The organism is Rhodoblastus acidophilus (assembly GCF_025961575.1).
Lineage (GTDB): Bacteria > Pseudomonadota > Alphaproteobacteria > Rhizobiales > Beijerinckiaceae > Rhodoblastus > Rhodoblastus acidophilus_C.
The window spans coordinates 149,400-164,472 of record NZ_JAOQNX010000004.1; the positions used below are offsets into that span (position 1 = coordinate 149,400).

At 64.2% G+C, this 15,073-nt stretch carries 16 protein-coding genes and 2 tRNA genes; 9 read left to right on the forward strand and 9 right to left on the reverse strand.

Features of this window, described 5'->3' with window-relative positions:
- Positions 1-52: 52 nt before the first annotated feature.
- The gene (locus M2320_RS04275; protein WP_264596207.1) at positions 53-466 is read right to left on the reverse strand and encodes a rhodanese-like domain-containing protein; all 414 of its coding nucleotides are present in this window, start codon (positions 464-466) and stop codon (positions 53-55) included.
- 124 nt (positions 467-590) lie between these two features.
- Here M2320_RS04275 and M2320_RS04280 point away from each other — a divergent pair, with 124 nt between their 5' ends.
- Both M2320_RS04280 and M2320_RS04285 read left to right on the forward strand, forming a co-directional pair.
- Positions 591-854 (forward strand): DUF3253 domain-containing protein, encoded by a 264-nt coding sequence (locus M2320_RS04280; protein WP_264596208.1) that lies wholly within the window; start codon positions 591-593, stop codon positions 852-854.
- A complete protein-coding gene (locus tag M2320_RS04285; RefSeq protein WP_264596209.1) occupies positions 854-1,651 on the forward strand; it encodes a YdcF family protein in 798 nt (265 codons plus the stop codon). Before M2320_RS04280 ends, M2320_RS04285 begins: the two co-directional genes overlap by 1 nt.
- Here M2320_RS04285 and M2320_RS04290 read toward each other — a convergent pair.
- From M2320_RS04290 to M2320_RS04300, 3 genes are all read right to left on the reverse strand, one after another.
- Positions 1,636-2,067, reverse strand: a complete 432-nt coding sequence (locus M2320_RS04290) for a nitrogen fixation protein (RefSeq protein ID WP_184429093.1) — start codon at positions 2,065-2,067, stop codon at positions 1,636-1,638. The genes M2320_RS04285 and M2320_RS04290 overlap by 16 nt on opposite strands.
- A gap of 9 nt (positions 2,068-2,076) precedes the next feature.
- Positions 2,077-2,337, reverse strand: coding sequence for a hypothetical protein (locus M2320_RS04295; protein ID WP_264596210.1), 261 nt, complete (start codon positions 2,335-2,337; stop codon positions 2,077-2,079).
- 114 nt (positions 2,338-2,451) lie between these two features.
- Positions 2,452-3,258, reverse strand: a complete 807-nt coding sequence (locus tag M2320_RS04300; protein WP_184429089.1) for a glycoside hydrolase family 25 protein — start codon at positions 3,256-3,258, stop codon at positions 2,452-2,454.
- A gap of 182 nt (positions 3,259-3,440) precedes the next feature.
- Here M2320_RS04300 and M2320_RS04305 point away from each other — a divergent pair, with 182 nt between their 5' ends.
- A complete protein-coding gene (locus tag M2320_RS04305; RefSeq protein WP_264596211.1) occupies positions 3,441-4,289 on the forward strand; it encodes a polysaccharide deacetylase family protein in 849 nt (282 codons plus the stop codon).
- A gap of 143 nt (positions 4,290-4,432) precedes the next feature.
- Positions 4,433-6,076, forward strand: a complete 1,644-nt coding sequence (locus tag M2320_RS04310; RefSeq protein WP_264596212.1) for a hypothetical protein — start codon at positions 4,433-4,435, stop codon at positions 6,074-6,076.
- A 57-nt stretch (positions 6,077-6,133) separates the two neighbouring features.
- Here the strand turns inward: M2320_RS04310 and M2320_RS04315 are convergent.
- A tRNA-Leu gene (locus M2320_RS04315) sits at positions 6,134-6,220 on the reverse strand.
- 298 nt (positions 6,221-6,518) lie between these two features.
- Between M2320_RS04315 and lipB the strand changes: the two genes are divergently transcribed.
- The 3 genes from lipB (at position 6,519) to M2320_RS04330 (ending at position 7,850) form a co-directional block, all read left to right on the forward strand.
- Complete coding sequence (lipB, locus tag M2320_RS04320; protein WP_264596213.1) at positions 6,519-7,256, forward strand: lipoyl(octanoyl) transferase LipB; 738 nt, start codon at positions 6,519-6,521, stop codon at positions 7,254-7,256.
- A gap of 43 nt (positions 7,257-7,299) precedes the next feature.
- Positions 7,300-7,641: a hypothetical protein gene (locus tag M2320_RS04325; RefSeq protein WP_264596214.1), complete on the forward strand. Its 342-nt coding sequence runs from the start codon at positions 7,300-7,302 to the stop codon at positions 7,639-7,641.
- A gap of 133 nt (positions 7,642-7,774) precedes the next feature.
- Positions 7,775-7,850 (forward strand) — tRNA-Lys (locus M2320_RS04330).
- Positions 7,851-7,985: 135 nt separating this feature from the next.
- On the opposite strand, the gene M2320_RS04335 is transcribed toward M2320_RS04330, so the two are convergent.
- The gene (locus tag M2320_RS04335) at positions 7,986-8,219 is read right to left on the reverse strand and encodes a hypothetical protein (RefSeq protein WP_264596215.1); all 234 of its coding nucleotides are present in this window, start codon (positions 8,217-8,219) and stop codon (positions 7,986-7,988) included.
- 614 nt (positions 8,220-8,833) lie between these two features.
- Positions 8,834-11,566 (reverse strand): DNA gyrase subunit A, encoded by a 2,733-nt coding sequence (gene gyrA / locus M2320_RS04340; RefSeq protein WP_264596216.1) that lies wholly within the window; start codon positions 11,564-11,566, stop codon positions 8,834-8,836.
- Positions 11,567-11,811: 245 nt separating this feature from the next.
- On the opposite strand from gyrA, the gene M2320_RS04345 reads away from it, so the two are divergent.
- The gene (locus M2320_RS04345; protein ID WP_264596217.1) at positions 11,812-12,813 is read left to right on the forward strand and encodes a cysteine synthase A; all 1,002 of its coding nucleotides are present in this window, start codon (positions 11,812-11,814) and stop codon (positions 12,811-12,813) included.
- A 37-nt stretch (positions 12,814-12,850) separates the two neighbouring features.
- On the opposite strand, the gene M2320_RS04350 is transcribed toward M2320_RS04345, so the two are convergent.
- Together M2320_RS04350 and rpe are read right to left on the reverse strand one after the other, a co-directional pair.
- Complete coding sequence (locus M2320_RS04350; protein WP_264596218.1) at positions 12,851-13,012, reverse strand: hypothetical protein; 162 nt, start codon at positions 13,010-13,012, stop codon at positions 12,851-12,853.
- A gap of 34 nt (positions 13,013-13,046) precedes the next feature.
- On the reverse strand, positions 13,047-13,727 hold the full coding sequence (rpe, locus tag M2320_RS04355) for a ribulose-phosphate 3-epimerase (RefSeq protein WP_264596219.1): 681 nt from the start codon (positions 13,725-13,727) through the stop codon (positions 13,047-13,049).
- 99 nt (positions 13,728-13,826) lie between these two features.
- Between rpe and M2320_RS04360 the strand changes: the two genes are divergently transcribed.
- Positions 13,827-15,065 carry an NAD(P)/FAD-dependent oxidoreductase gene (locus tag M2320_RS04360; protein WP_425540648.1) on the forward strand — a complete coding sequence of 413 codons (1,239 nt, stop codon included), beginning with the start codon at positions 13,827-13,829 and terminating at the stop codon, positions 15,063-15,065.
- Positions 15,066-15,073 lie beyond the last annotated feature (8 nt).

The following is a 15,073-nucleotide window of genomic DNA, read 5'->3' on the forward strand; positions in this document are numbered from 1 at the left end:
CCTGCGGAAGTCTTTCGTCATGGTGGAATCTCTCTCGTGTTCGGCTCCGACCTTATGAGACCTTGTCCGTCTTCCCGCCCTCGACCGGCCCACCCGCCTTTTTCCAGGCGGAAAAGCCCCCGTCGATATGGGCGACCGGATCAAGCCCCATGCGCTGCGCCAGATAGGTGGACAGAGCGGAGCGCCAGCCCGCCGCGCAAAAGAACACAAACGTCTTGTCCTCCTGGAACTGCGGCTTGGCGTAGGGGCTCGCCGGGTCGATCCAGAATTCCAGCATGCCGCGCGGGCAATGGAAGGCGCCGGGAATCTTGCCCTCGCGCTCGAGTTCGCGGGGGTCGCGCAGATCGACGAACAGCACGTCCTCGCGCGCCAAAAACGCGCGCGCCTCCTCCACGCTCAGCGTGCGTATGGAAGCGAGCGCCTCGTCGAGCATTTGCTGATAGCCAAGAGTGATTTTCGACGCCATTTCAGCCCCTCCGCTCCGATTGGAGCGCAGGCGCGCGCTTCGGTCAACCTGAACGGTTCAATCTCGTTCATGTCCTCGCAGGCGCGCCGCTTGACCCCGGCGCTCCGCATGGTCCTATGCGCTTATGACCGACCTGTCCGAAACGATTCTCGACCTGTGCCGCGCCGTCGGCCCGGAAAAAACCATCTGCCCGACCGACGCCGCCAAAAATTTCGCCGAACAGCGCGGCGAGGACGAGCTGGGCTGGCGCAACCATCTCGTCCAGGTGCGGCGCGCGGCGGTGGCGCTGGCGCTTGAGGGCCGGCTGGTGATCTATCGAAAGGGCAAGCCGGTCGATCCCGAAGATTTCAGGGGCGTCTACCGCCTCGGCGTCCCCCGCGTGGACTGATGTTTTTCGTCGCCTCCAAAATCTTCTGGTTCGTGGCGTCGCCGCTGCATCTCGGCCTGTTCGCCATCTCCTTCGGCCTGTGGCGGGTGGTTCGCCAAAGACGCGGCGTCGGCTTGATCGGCTTCGGCTTCGTCCTGATCGGCGCCATGACGTTTTTGCCGGTGGGCGCGGCGCTGCTGCGGCCGCTCGAGGACCGTTTCCCCGTTCAAAGCCTTGATATGCCGCCGCCGGACGGAATCATCGTGCTCGGCGGCGCCATGGACGAGCGCATCGGCGCGGCGCGCGGGCAGCCGCAGCTCAACGACGCGGGCGAACGCATGACGGCCGGCGTCGCCCTGGCCCGCGCCTTCCCCCGGGCGAAACTGGTCTTTTCCGGCGGCTCGGGCGCGCTCTTGTCGCGGGAGGAAACCGAATCGGACGCCGCTCGGCAATTCTGGCGCGAACTCGGGGTGCCCGACAGCCAGATGATCTTCGAGAACGCGTCGCGCAACACTTATGAAAACGCGCTGTTCACCCAAAATCTCGTCCATCCCGGCGCGGGCGAGCGCTGGTTGCTGGTGACCTCGGCCTGGCACATGCCGCGCGCCATCGGGGTTTTTCGCGCCTTGGGCATGAACCCGACAGCCTTCCCCGTCGATTTCCGCACCTTTGGCAATGACGAGGATTGGAAGCCGCCGGGCGACGGCCCGATGGCTTTGCGCAACACCGAGACGGCGGTGCGCGAATGGATCGGCCTCCTCACCTATTGGCTCACCGGCAAGACGGATGCGCTGTTGCCGCCCTATTCGCGGAAATAGGGGCGCGCCGCCTCCCGCAGGCTGGTTTCGGGGTGGTCGTCATAGGTGGCGATCTGCGAGCAGCGTTCGCAGGCGCGCAGGCCCTCCTGCCAGAACCACCGGCAATCCCCCCGTATCGCGCAAGGAAATTGCTCATGGGCGACCGGAGGCAGGGCGGCGATCAGCCGCCCCGCCAGCCGGCAATCGACGCCGTCATAATGGGCGCAGAAGGATTCCTGGCATTTCGCCGCGATCCGCAGCACCTGCGCCGGCGGCGTGTCGCCGGTCAGCGCCAGGATTTCGGCGGTGACCGGGACGGGCGCGTCCAGCCATTGGACCTTTGGTCGTCCATCGACCCGCGACACCACGCCGAACAGCACGGCGTCTTCGGTCTCGGGCGTCACACTGGGGCAGAGGAGGTCGCCATCGCCTGACATGACCCCTCCTCAGGCGTTGCCGCGCCAACCCTCGAAAGATGAATTCGCCTTGGCCGCCGCCTTGGGCGCGCTCGCGCGCGGCGGGGGCGCGCCGTCCCGCCATTTCGGCGGCGCGGACGGACGCGCACTGAGGAAGCTCGGCGCCGCTTGCGGCCAAGCCCGCGCCGCCGGCGACAAGCCGACGACGACCGGTTCCGGCCTCTTCTGCATGGAGGCGACGGCCGCTGAGACGGCGGTCGCGAGATCGGCGGGGCCGATCGTCTTGGGCATAGGTTTCTCCCCGGTAATGACTTGTTATCGTTGATTGATTTTCAAAGCGCTTTCGTTAGGCGAAGCGCCTTACAAAACAGTAACATCAATGAATGGTTACGCAAATTGCGGCGATTACCGAGCAGCAGTGAATGTGTTGTTCTGCAGCCAGTTCCGCCACTCCTTCTCGTCGCCGTAAAAGGCGTTGCGGTCGACGCGGGTGGGAATGCCGTGGACCCAGGCGTCGGACTGGTACTGCCAGAAATACCAGGGACGGCTGCCGTACCGCACCGTCGGGTGGTGCTTGGTCGAGCGGATCCACATCGGATAGTCCGACAATTCGCCGTCCGAGAACATGGCCTCGTAGAAGTCGACGGTGGTGTAGATGATCGGCTTCTTGCCGTAAAACCGCTCCATCTCGCCCAGCATGGACTTGATCTCGCGCAGCGTCGGCTCCTTTTCCAGCCGGCGCGGGCAGGTGGTCGAGGTGGGCGTGGCCTCGACATCAAGCACCGGGGGCAGGGCGTCGGGTTCGCGCGGCACATTTTGCTCGAACCAGGACATGTTCTCGTGCCAGGGGCGGCACCAATAGACGAAATGGTACGCGCCGCGCGGCAGGCCCGCCGCCTTGGCGCCATGCCAGTTGCGGAAGAATTTGGGGTCGAGCCGGTCGCCGCCCTCGGTGGCCTTGATATAGGCGAAGTTCACGCCGCCGTTGGCGACCGCCATCCAGTCGACGTCGCCCTGGTATTTGGACACGTCGACGCCATGGACCGGAAGCTCCTTGGCGATCTTGATCGCTTCGGATTCCTTGAAATGACCGGGCCGCTGCCCCGCCAGCCGGCCGGAATCCGGCATGAGGGAGGGGCCGGGGCCGCCGCAGCCCGCAAGAGGGATCGCGACGAGCGCGAGCAATCCAAGAGTTTTCGACCGATTGTTCATGCGGGCAGAATATCCCTGGAAGAGCAAAAAGTCGTTAAAGCGCGTTAACCCTACAGGCCGGCAATAGAAACCAGATTTTCACCCTTGTCCAGCGCAACGCTTGATTTCGCGGGCTATTTGCGTCATTTGCGACACGCGATCCCCCGCGTAAGGCGCTGATGAGACCGCACGGAATTTCAACGATGACGGTCAATAAGTGGTTAATCTGCGGGCTGTTGCTGGCGAGCGCGGCGGCGCCCGCTCACGCCTGCGGTCCGGACGCGCTCGGGGTGTCGCGCGAAATCGCCATTGGCGGCGCGCCGCAGATCGGGCTGAAAACCTACCCGCAAACCCTCGCTCTCGCCGACCACGAGGTGGTCCTGACCTTTGATGACGGGCCCTCGCCGGCGACCCGAAAGGTTTTGGATGCGCTCGCCGCCCAATGCGCCAAGGCGACCTTTTTCCTGATCGGCCGCAATGCGCAGGCCATGCCGGAGCTGGTGCGGCGCGAAATCGCCGACGGCCATACGGTTGGCAGCCATTCCTGGTCGCATCCGTTGAAAAGCCTGCGGGCGCTCGACCTCGCCGAGGGCATTGCGGAGATCGAGCGCGGCGACAAGGCGGTGGCGGCGGCCTCCGGCGGCAAGGCCTCGCATTTTTTCCGGTTCCCCGGTTTCGGCGATTCGCCGGCCCTGCTGGAGGCGGCGGCGCAGCGAAAAATGCCGGTGTTCGGAACGGATTTGTGGGCCTCCGACTGGAACCCGATGACCTCCGAGCGGGAGCTCCAGCTGCTGATGTCGCGGCTGCGCAAGGCGGGCCGGGGCATGATCCTGCTGCACGACATCCACAAGCAGACCGCCGACATGATCCCGTCGCTGCTGCGCACGCTTCACGCCGAGGGGTTCAAGCTCGTCCACCTCGTCCCCGGCCCGAACGCGCCCGAACTGCGCCCCGCGCCGGAAGGCTGGAGCTCGGAGACCGAGGCTTTTTACCGGAAAATGTTCGGTGAACTCGCGCATCCCGCGCCTCATCCGCCGAAATCAACGAATTGATCGAGTCGAGGCTGGTGCTGTCAGCGGAATCCCCAGATTGAAATTATTTAATTCCCAGGCAAAGTAAATCGTATATTTAATATCGCAATAAATCGTTCGAACCGCTGCTCCGCGTGTCGGGGCCGTGTGCGCGGGAGGGACAAATGGCGATTCTCTACGGCGATACAGCGGGTTCCTTGCGCGGAAGGACACGGGCGGGCGATCAAACCCTGGTTGGTCTCGATCCGACCAACACGATTTATGGCGACGCCGGCAAAAATATCCTGGATCGGGCGGTCGGCGGCAACGACACATTGACCACCTATGGCTCCGGCGCGGTCTATGGCGACGCCGGCGGCGACATCCGGGATTGGGGGCGCGGCGGCAATGACAGGCTGAGCGCCGTCTTCTCCACCGCTTCGGTCCCGCCGATCAGCGTCAGCCTCTACGGCGATGCAGGCGGCAACCTGTCCGACCGCGCCAGGGGCGGTGATGACGTCCTCTTCGCACGTATCGACAATCCCCCGCCATACAACAGTCTCGTCACCGTCGACATGTACGGCGACGCCGGCGGGACCATGTCGGGCCGCGCTAGGGGCGGCGACGACACATTTTCCGTCGACATTCATTCGCTGCCATTCAGGATCGCCATGTACGGCGACGCGGGCGGCGATCTCTCCGGCCACGCGCTTGGCGGCAATGACAGTTTTACGGTCACGCCCCTCATACCGGTCGGCCACCAGCAGGCGACGCTCTATGGCGACTCGGGCGCAAGTCTGCGCGATCATGCGCGCGGCGGCGATGACGCCTTCACCTTTGGCGGCCACGACATGAACCTCCGCGCCTTCGGCGACGCCGGCGCCAACATGTCGGGATCGTCCGTCGGCGGCAACGACACGTTCACGGCCAGCGGCCCGCAAAACAGTTTTGTCGTCTATGGCGACGCCGGCGGCAGCCTCAGCGATCGCGCCCGCGGCGGCGACGATGTGTTCACCGACCGGGCCGCCAACGGCGAAATCAGCTTCTATGGCGACGCCGGCGGCGACATGTCCGGATACGCCCACGGTGGCGACGACACATTTTTTGGAGGCGACGAGAACAGGACGACCTTTTTCGGCGACGCGGGCGGGGACCTCGGCGGCCACGCTGTGGGCGGTGACGATGTGTTCATCGGCAATCCGTCGGCGGCTTATCCCGCTGCCGCCGTCTTCGGTCCGAGCGTGATTTATGGCGACGCCTCCACCATGTCAGGCGCGGCGCGTGGCGGCGACGATCATCTGACCGGCGCAAGTGCGTTCAGAGCCATGACCGGCCTGTTCGGCGTGCTCATCGGCGATGCCGGAACCCTGTCCGACGCCGCGCGCGGCGGCGACGACACGCTGGTCGGCGGCGACAATCCCGGCCAGGCTGCGGCGGGCGCTTACATGACCCAAATGTTTGGCGACGCGAAATCCCTGTCCGGCTGCGCGCGCGGCGGAAGCGACACGCTGATCAGCGAAACCGGCAACGACGACATGTGGGGCGACGCGCAGGTCATCACAGACCATGCGCGCGGCGGCAACGACACGTTTGTCTTTAAAGCGGGAAACGGCCACGACGCGATCGAGGATTTCGGCCAGGGGTGCGGCTCGAAATGGGGAAGAGACCGAATCGACGTCAGCGCGCTGGGGATTGCGAATTTCGGCGCGCTCGACATTTCGGCGTTCGACGCGACGACTCACACGAGCGTCATCACCTTCGGCGCAGGCGACGACATCACCGTCCACAGCGCGTTCGCGCTGCGTCCTCAGGACTTTGTTTTCGCCTAAAAATCGAGTGATTGCTCGCGGTGCGGTGCGCGAGCAGTGTCCAATCGACTTGTCGATTGGTGCGGCCAAGAGGACTCGAACCTCCACCCCGGTTAAAGGACTAGCACCTCAAGCTAGCGCGTCTACCAATTCCGCCATGGCCGCGAAATCATTGCGTTGCAAGAGCTCCGCAATCGGTAGCGGTCGTCTAACAAATCGGTTTCACGCTGGCAAGCGTTCCTGAGCGGAATTTTTCTCGAAGCGATTGTTCTGGACCAAAAGGCGCGGTTTCAGGCAAGAAGGCCGCGATCCTCTCCCTCTTCCCGATTGCGAGACGAGGGCAGGGGTGAGGGGCGGGGGCGTTTCCTTGAGCGCCCTTCAGGAAAGTTGGTGGAATCAGCCTTTCCTGCAGGCGGGGAAAACGCCCGAGCCCTTCCTCTCCAGCCGAGGAAAAGCGGCCCGCATGTCCGAGTCTCGCGAAAAACTCTGCAAAAATTTTCTCCCCGCCGCCGACTCGCCGCCGGTCGACTGGATCGTCGCGGAGGGGCTGACGGATTACGCCTACGCCTGCCAACGCATGGAGGACTGGGCCGCGCGAATCGCCGACGGCAGCGAATCGGAAAAGGTTTGGCTGGTGGAGCACCCGCCGCTCTATACGGCGGGGACCTCCGCCAAGCCGCAGGACCTGCTCACCAAAAACCTGCCGGTGTTCGATGCGGGGCGGGGCGGCCAGTACACCTATCACGGGCCGGGACAGCGGGTGGCCTACGTCCTCCTCGACCTGTCGCGCCGCCGTCGCGACGTGCGCGCCTTTGTCGGCGCGCTGGAAGCCTGGCTGATCGCCGCGCTCGCCCTGTTCAACGTCCAGGGTTTTACGCGCGAGGATCGCGTTGGCGTCTGGACGCCGCGCGCGGACAAGCCGCCTGGACCCGACGGCGAATCGGCCGAGGACAAGATCGCGGCGATCGGCGTGCGGTTGCGCCGCTGGGTGTCGTTTCATGGCGTCTCGATCAATGTCGAGCCCGACTTGCGGCATTTCAGCGGCATCGTCCCCTGCGGCATTTTCCAAAGCCATCTCGGCGTCACCAGCCTGGTCGATCTCGGCCAGCTCGTGACCATGCCGGAGGTTGATATCGCGCTACGTCAAGCATTTGAGCCGATTTTCGGCGCGACTCGGACGGCGTCGGGCGCCGATTCTTAATCATTCCGACGCAAATTTGCGGGGCTTCCGCAGGACTTGATGGATGATCCGCCGCGCCGCCCTTTTTGCGATTCTGTCAGCCACGCCCGCCGCGGCGCAGGAATGGCGATTCTGCGTGGGCGTGGCGCCCGCGAGCCATGAGATCGTGATTTCCGACATTTTCACCAGCGGCGGCGAGCCGGCGCGACTGGAGCATCGCCTTCAGGCCTGGTACCGCGCCCATCGCGGCCGAACCCTGACGTTCCAGTGTCCGCATGGCGGCGACCGCGTGACGGCGCTCAACGGCCAGACGGCGGCGCTGCAATTCAACCACACCATGGGTTATGCGGTGAACGGCCTGCCGTCGAATGATGTGATGACTGCGTTGGGAGAAGACGCGTTTTAGCAAAAAAGACAAAAAGCGCTTTCGGGGGCTGGACAGGGCGAAAAGGCTTTGCTACACCCCCACTCGTTCGGCGGCGAACACAACGCGCCGCTGAATTTGGTCACAGAAACAATGTTCTGAGACAAATTTCGATGGGCGCATAGCTCAGTTGGTAGAGCAGCTGACTCTTAATCAGCGGGTCCAAGGTTCGAGCCCTTGTGCGCCCACCATCGAAATCTCGAGGAAAAACAAAAGGCTGGTCAGTTTGACCAGCCTTTGTTTTTTTTGTGCGTTCCGAGAGCCTGCGACCCATTTTCCGGCCTTTGACCTAGTCGGACGGTCGGACATCGGACCACGGCTTGTTCTCATCGCGGGCCCTGCTCTTTGGAATAGATCGCGAGGCAGGTCCGGCCGTCATGAAACCCCTCGTCTGAAAACGTCGCATGTCCTTCATCGAACAGTTGCTTGCAAAAGGCTTCGGCTTCGGCGCGCGTGACGAGCCCCAGCGGTCCGTAAAATATTTTGCGGAGCATAAATCCATCCTGCTCTAAGCGGAGGAGCGTCGTCTCGCTGATCCTGTTGAGCTTCATTTTGTTCATTTTCCCCGGCTGCCCATAATACCGGGGTCAATAATTTCGTCAGCGATCTTGACGTTAAGGCTTGGTTTTAACGGGTCGGGCGCCCGGTTGCGGCTCGTGAGGTTCCTTCGTAGCTAATTCAGCGCATTAAGACCGTTATTCGGCCGTTACGCGGCGTAATTTTCAGACAGCCGCCGCTCATAGCGTTAGGTGAGGCAAAATAGAGTTAATCGAAATCACTTCGTCCCTCCGCCTGCCCGTCGTACCATGCGACCAGCTTGGCGATGGCATTGTCGCCGATCTCCCGGTGACGGCTCAGGTGGGGCCGGAGAATCGTCTTGATGCCCTGGTCTCTGTGGCTGGTGATCTGACCGATCTCTGCGTGCGTGCAGCCGGCGCGCGCGAGCCAGTCACGCTGGTGTCGCGCAAGTCCTGGTCGCGGGCGTCGCTGAGGCTCATGGGCGGGATGATCCACTCGCCGCCCGACGCGTCCTTGACGCCGGCGGCGGCGGCCGAACCAGCTCGAGCGGCTTCACCTTTCCATTCCAGCCGGCCCTTGCGCTCTGGTTGCGGCGATGGCTTCCCTGGACAGCCGAGCGCGAGCGGGGAGAGGGGCTGTTGAGGTTTCGGCCTTCTTAAGACTCGCTGTCCGTCTCGGCGGTCTCCTCAGCGTCGCCGTTCTCGCCGTTCTCGACTTCGCCGATGCGCTCGACCGAGACCACCTTTTCGTCCGCCGCCGTGTTGAACACGATCACCCCTTGCGTCCCGCGCCCGGCGATGCGGATGCCGTTCACCGGGCAGCGGATCAACTGCCCGCCATTGGTCACCAGCATGATCTGGTCCGTCGGCTCGACCGGCATCGAGGCGACGAGCTCGCCGTTGCGGGCGTTGACCGCCATCGCGACAATGCCTTTGCCGCCGCGCCCGGTCACCCGGTACTCATAGGACGACGTGCGCTTGCCGAACCCATTGTCGGAAATGGTCAGGATCAGCTGTTCGCGCTGCTGCATCTCGACGAATTGTTCGGCGGAGATCGCCGCGTCATCCGGGGCGTCTTCCGTCTCGACCGGCTCTTCGTCGCCGGTCTGCGCCCGGCTCATCTTCAGGAAGGCCGCGCGCTCCTCGCCGCTGGCGTCGCTGTGCAGCAGGATCGACAGCGCGATCACCCGGTCGCCCTCCGCGAGGCTGATGCCGCGCACGCCCATGGAATCGCGGCCCTTGAACACGCGCACATCCGTCACGGGGAAGCGGATGCATTGGCCGAGCGCCGTGGTCAAAAGCACGTCGTCGGCTTCGGTGCAGATTTGGACATCCAAAATGCTTTCGCCGGCGTCGAGCTTCATCGCGATTTTTCCCGCGCGATTGACGCTGGTGAAATCCGAAAGCTTGTTGCGGCGCACCGAGCCCGAGGTCGTCGCGAACATCACGTCCAGCGTCGCCCAGCTCGCCTCATCCTCGGGCAGCGCCATGATCGAGGTGATGCGTTCGCCCTGTTCGAGCGGCAGCATGTTCACCAAGGCTTTTCCGCGCGCCTGCGGGGCGGCCAGCGGCAGGCGCCAGACCTTTTCCTTATAGACCTGGCCGCGCGAGGAGAAGAACAGCACCGGCGCGTGGGTCGAGGCCACAAACAGGCGATGGACAAAATCCTCGTCGCGGGTTTGCATGCCCGAGCGCCCTTTTCCCCCGCGTTTTTGGGCGCGATAAGTCGAAAGGGGCACGCGCTTGATATAGCCGGCGTGGGAAACCGTGACCACCATCTCTTCGCGCTGGATGAGGTCTTCATCCATCATGTCGCCGTCGACATCGAGGATTTGGGTGCGGCGCGGCACGGCATGGGCGGCTTTGACCGCCAGCATTTCGTCCTTGACGATGCCGAACAGTTTTTCCCGCGACCGAAGAATTTCCAGATATTCGGCGATCTCGGCGGCGAGGCGGTTCAAATTTTCCGCGATTTCGTCGCGGCCGAGCGCGGTCAGGCGCTGCAGGCGCAGGTCGAGGATGGCGCGGGCCTGCTCCTCCGACAGCCGGCAATTGCCCTCCTCGTCGAGGCTGTGGCGGGGGTCGGCGATCAGCGCCACCAAGGGCGCCATGTCGCGCGCCGGCCAAAGGCGGCCCATCAGCGCCGCGCGGGCTTCCGCCGCATCCGCCGAGGTGCGGATCAGGCGGATGACCTCGTCGATATTGGCCACCGCAATGGCGAGGCCGACCTGGATGTGGGCGCTGTCGCGGGCCTTGTTGAGCTTGAATTTGGTGCGGCGGCTGACGACGTCCTCGCGGAAATCGATGAAGGCGCGCAGGCAATCGATCAGATTCAGGCTTTCCGGCCGGCCGCCGTTCAGCGCGATCATGTTGACGCCGAACGAGCTTTGCAGCGCGGTGAAGCGGTAGAGCTGGTTGAGGATCACATCCGCCACCGCATCGCGCTTCAGCTCGATGACGATGCGCATGCCCTCGCGGTCGGATTCGTCGCGGAGGTCGGAAATGCCCTCAAGCTTTTTGTCACGGACCAGTTCGGCGATCTTTTCGATCAGCGTCGCCTTGTTCACCTGATACGGGATTTCGGTGAAGACGATGGCCTCGCGGTCTTTTCGAAGCTGTTCGATGGTGGCGACGCCACGAATCAAGACGGAGCCGCGCGAGGTTTCATAGGCCTGGCGGATGCCGGCGCGGCCCATGATCGATCCGCCGGTGGGGAAATCCGGGCCGGGCATGATCTCCATCAGCTCGGGCAGGGTGATCTCGGGATTGTCGATCATGGCGACGCAGGCGTCGATGGCCTCGCCGAGATTATGCGGCGGAATGTTGGTGGCCATGCCGACCGCGATGCCGCCCGCGCCATTGACCAGAAGGTTCGGGAAGCGCGCGGGAAGAACCGTCGGCTCCTGCTCCTTGCCGTCATAGTTCGGCTGGAAGTTGACCGTGTCGGAATCAATGTCCTCGATCAGGGCGAGCGCGGGCCGGGCGAGGCGGGATTCGGTGTAGCGCATCGCCGCCGCGCGGTCGCCGTCCACCGAGCCGAAATTGCCCTGGCCGTCGATCAGCGGCAGGCTCATGGAGAAGGGCTGGGCCATGCGCACCAGGGCGTCGTAGATCGCCGCGTCGCCGTGCGGGTGGTATTTACCCATGACGTCGCCGACGATGCGCGCCGACTTCACATAGGGGCGGTCCGGCAAAAAGTTGTTTTCCTGCGCGGAATGCAGGATGCGGCGATGCACGGGTTTCAGACCGTCGCGGACGTCGGGCAGCGCGCGGCTCACGATCACGCTCATGGCGTAAGCGAGATAGGAGCTTTTCATCTCGTCGGTGATCGACACCGGGCGGATGTCGGAAGGCTGCTGCGGGACCGGCGGATCGGTGTTATCGGGCAAGATCGGCTCTGGGTTTTTGATTCTTTGGAATTTGCCGCTTTTCTTATGCGATTCTCGCGGGAAACGCCAATTTGCGCGGCTTGTCGGGCGGTCAGGAACCAGCTTTCATTTCAGCGCCTTGGAGAAATTTTTCGATCACCGCGCGCAAGGGGTGAAATAAAAACGACAAATTGCGTCAGGCGCCGCGCTTGCAGGCCCCGGGGGCGAGGACTAGTTTCGCCCTCGAATAGTTGATGGGAATGGTCATGAAAGTCACGGATTCGGTTCTCGACGCCATCGGCAACACGCCGCTGATCAAGCTGCGCGCGGCCTCGCAAGCCACGGGCTGCGCCATCTACGGCAAGGCGGAGTTCATGAATCCCGGCGGCTCCGTGAAGGACCGCGCGGCGCTGGCCATCATCCGCGACGCCGAGGCGACCGGCGCGCTCAAACCCGGCGGAACCATCGTCGAGGGCACGGCGGGCAATACCGGCATTGGCTTGGCCATGGTCGCCAACGCCTTGGGCTATCGCACCGTGATCGTGATCCCCGACACCCAGTCGGACGAGAAGAAGTCCATGCTGCGGCTGCAGGGCGCGGAGCTGATCGAGGTGCCGGCGGTCCCGTACTCAAATCCCGACAATTACGTCAAATATTCGGGGCGGTTGGCGGAAGAGCTCAACGCCAAGGAGCCCAACGGCGCCATCTGGGCCAACCAGTTCGACAATGTCGCCAATCTGCGCGGACATGAGGAAACCACGGGACCGGAGATTTTCGAACAGCTCGGCGGCCGCGTCGACGGTTTCGTCTGCGCGGTCGGCACCGGCGGCACGCTGGCGGGCGTCGGCCGGGCGTTGAAGGCGCGCAAGCCCGAGGTGAAGATCGCGATCGCCGATCCGCTGGGCGCGGCGCTTTACGCGCATTACACCACGGGCGAGCTGAAATCCTCGGGCTCGTCGATCACCGAAGGCATCGGGCAGGGGCGGATCACCGCCAATGTGGCGCAGGCGCCGGTCGATCTGGCCTATCAGATTAGCGATGAGGAGGCGCTGCCGATCGTGTTCGACCTCGCGGCGCAGGAAGGGCTTTTGCTCGGCGGTTCTTCCGCCATCAATATCGCCGGCGCGATCCGGCTCGCCCGGGATTTGGGGCCAGGCAAGACAATCGTCACCGTGCTCTGCGACTCCGGCGCGCGTTACGCCTCGAAACTTTATAACCCTGCGTTCCTGCGCGAAAAAGGGCTGCCGACGCCGCCATGGCTGGCTTGAGCGGCCGCAGCCAAAGACGCAGAGCGCGGCGGGAAGGTCACCGTTTCAGGATCTCCCGCAGCGCTGCGCTGAGTCTCGACTGCCAGCGCCCGCGCCGCACGGGAACGGCGGCGAATTTCGTCGCATATTCGGGCGCGGAAAGGTCCGGCGCGTCGTCGTTATCGATCCAGCCGCCGCGCGGAGGTTTGTTTGCGGTCATTGGCCGTCCTCAAGCGGATTTTAACAGCACCGGCTCACACCACCTCGCCGCGCGCCAACTGGCCGGCCATGCGGATCGCCTGAATATTGGTCTTGTAGGCGGCGGGGCCGCCCTTGAACACGGCGGAGCCGGCGACCAGCCAGTTGGCCCCGGCGCCCACCACGTCCATGGCGTTGTCGGCGGTGACGCCGCCATCGACTTCCAGATCGATCGGCCGGTCGCCGATCATCGCCTTGAGCCGGCGGATTTTCTCCAGGCCCGACGGGATGAACTTTTGCCCGCCAAAGCCGGGGTTGACCGTCATCACCAGGATCAGGTCGACGTCATCCAGCACATATTCGACAACGGACTCGGGCGTTCCCGGATTGAGCGACACGCCCGCCTTCTTCCCCAGCGCGCGAATGGCCTGCAGGGAGCGGTGCAGATGCGGTCCCGCCTCGGCGTGGACGGTGATGACGTCCGATCCGGCCTTGGCGAAAGCCTCCAGATAGGGGTCGCAGGGCGAGATCATCAAGTGGACGTCAAACGTCCGGTCGGTATGGGGGCGCAGCGCCTTCACCACATCCGGGCCGATGGTGATGTTGGGGACGAAATGGCCGTCCATCACGTCGACATGCACGACATCGGCGCCCGCGTCGCAAATGGCGCGGATTTCCTCACCAAGTTTGGAGAAGTCACTGGCGAGAATCGAGGGCGCGATCTTCAACGGGCGCATAAAAGTCTCCCTGCTGTCGTTGACGCCTCCTACATCAGGGCGGGGGCGGCGTCCACTTGACGGGCGCCGAGTTGGCCCGCGCATTGCAAGGTCTTGGGAATGATGAAAGCGGATATCGCCGTGCTCGGAGCCGGCATTGTCGGGGTGGCCGCGGCGCTGCAATTGCAGACGCGCGGACGCGAGGTGGTCCTGATCGACCGGCGCGGCGTGGGCGAGGAGACCTCGTTCGGCAATGCCGGGATCATCGAGCGCGCCAGCATTTTTCCTTACCTGTTTCCAAGGGATATCAAAAAACTCGCGGTCTACGCCTTCAACGGGCTGAATGAAGCGCGCTACCATTGGCGCGACGCGCCGGCTTTCGCGCCCTTCCTGTTCCGCTATTTCCTCGAAAGCGCCCCGCGCCGCGCCCTCGACCACGCCCTGTCGGTGCGGCCGCTGATCGAGGCCTGTCTCGACGAGCATGAGACGCTGATGGCGCAAGCCGGCGTCGACCATCTGCTGCGCAAGACCGGCTGGATCAAGCTGTTTCGCGACGAGGCGAGTTTTTCGCAGGGCCGCAGCGCTGCGGAAGCCTTAAAACCGTTTGGACTGAGGGCGGACCTGCTCGATGCGCAGGCGCTCAAGCGGCTCGAGCCGTCGCTGCGCGAGGGGTTTGGCGCGGTGCATTATCTCGAGCCCGCCTCGGTCTCCGACCCTCTGGCGCTGACGCTGGGCTATCTCAAATTGTTCGAGGCGCGCGGCGGCCGTTTTGTGCGGGGCGACGCGACCACCTTGCGGACAGCCAATGAGGGTTTTGGCGTCGCTACGGTCGAGGGGCCGCTGCTCGCTCGCGAAGTGGTCTTGTCGCTGGGGCCCTGGTCCGATCTGGTGCTGGCGCCGCTCGGCTACAAACTCCCCTTCGCGGTGAAGCGCGGCTACCATCGGCATTTTCACCCCCAGGAGGGGGCGAGCCTGTCGCGTCCGGTGCTCGACGCCGATCGCGGCTACCTGCTGGCGCCGATGGCGCAGGGCATACGCGTCACCACCGGCGCGGAATTCGCGCGCCGCGACGCGCCCCCGGATTACACCCAGGTCGAGCAAAGCGAGATTTTTGCGCGCGAGCTGTTCCCCTTGGCCGAGCGGATCGAGGAAAAGCCGTGGATGGGGAGCCGGCCCTGCCTGCCCGACATGCTGCCGGTGCTCGGCCCGGCGCCGCGTCACAAGGGCCTTTGGTTCAACTTTGGCCACCAGCACCACGGCCTGACGCTTGCGGCGGTCTGCGGCCGGCTGCTGGCGGAAATGATGACCGGCGAACAGACGTTCGCCGATCCCTCACCCTTTTCAATCGAGCGGTTCTGACCGTCCGA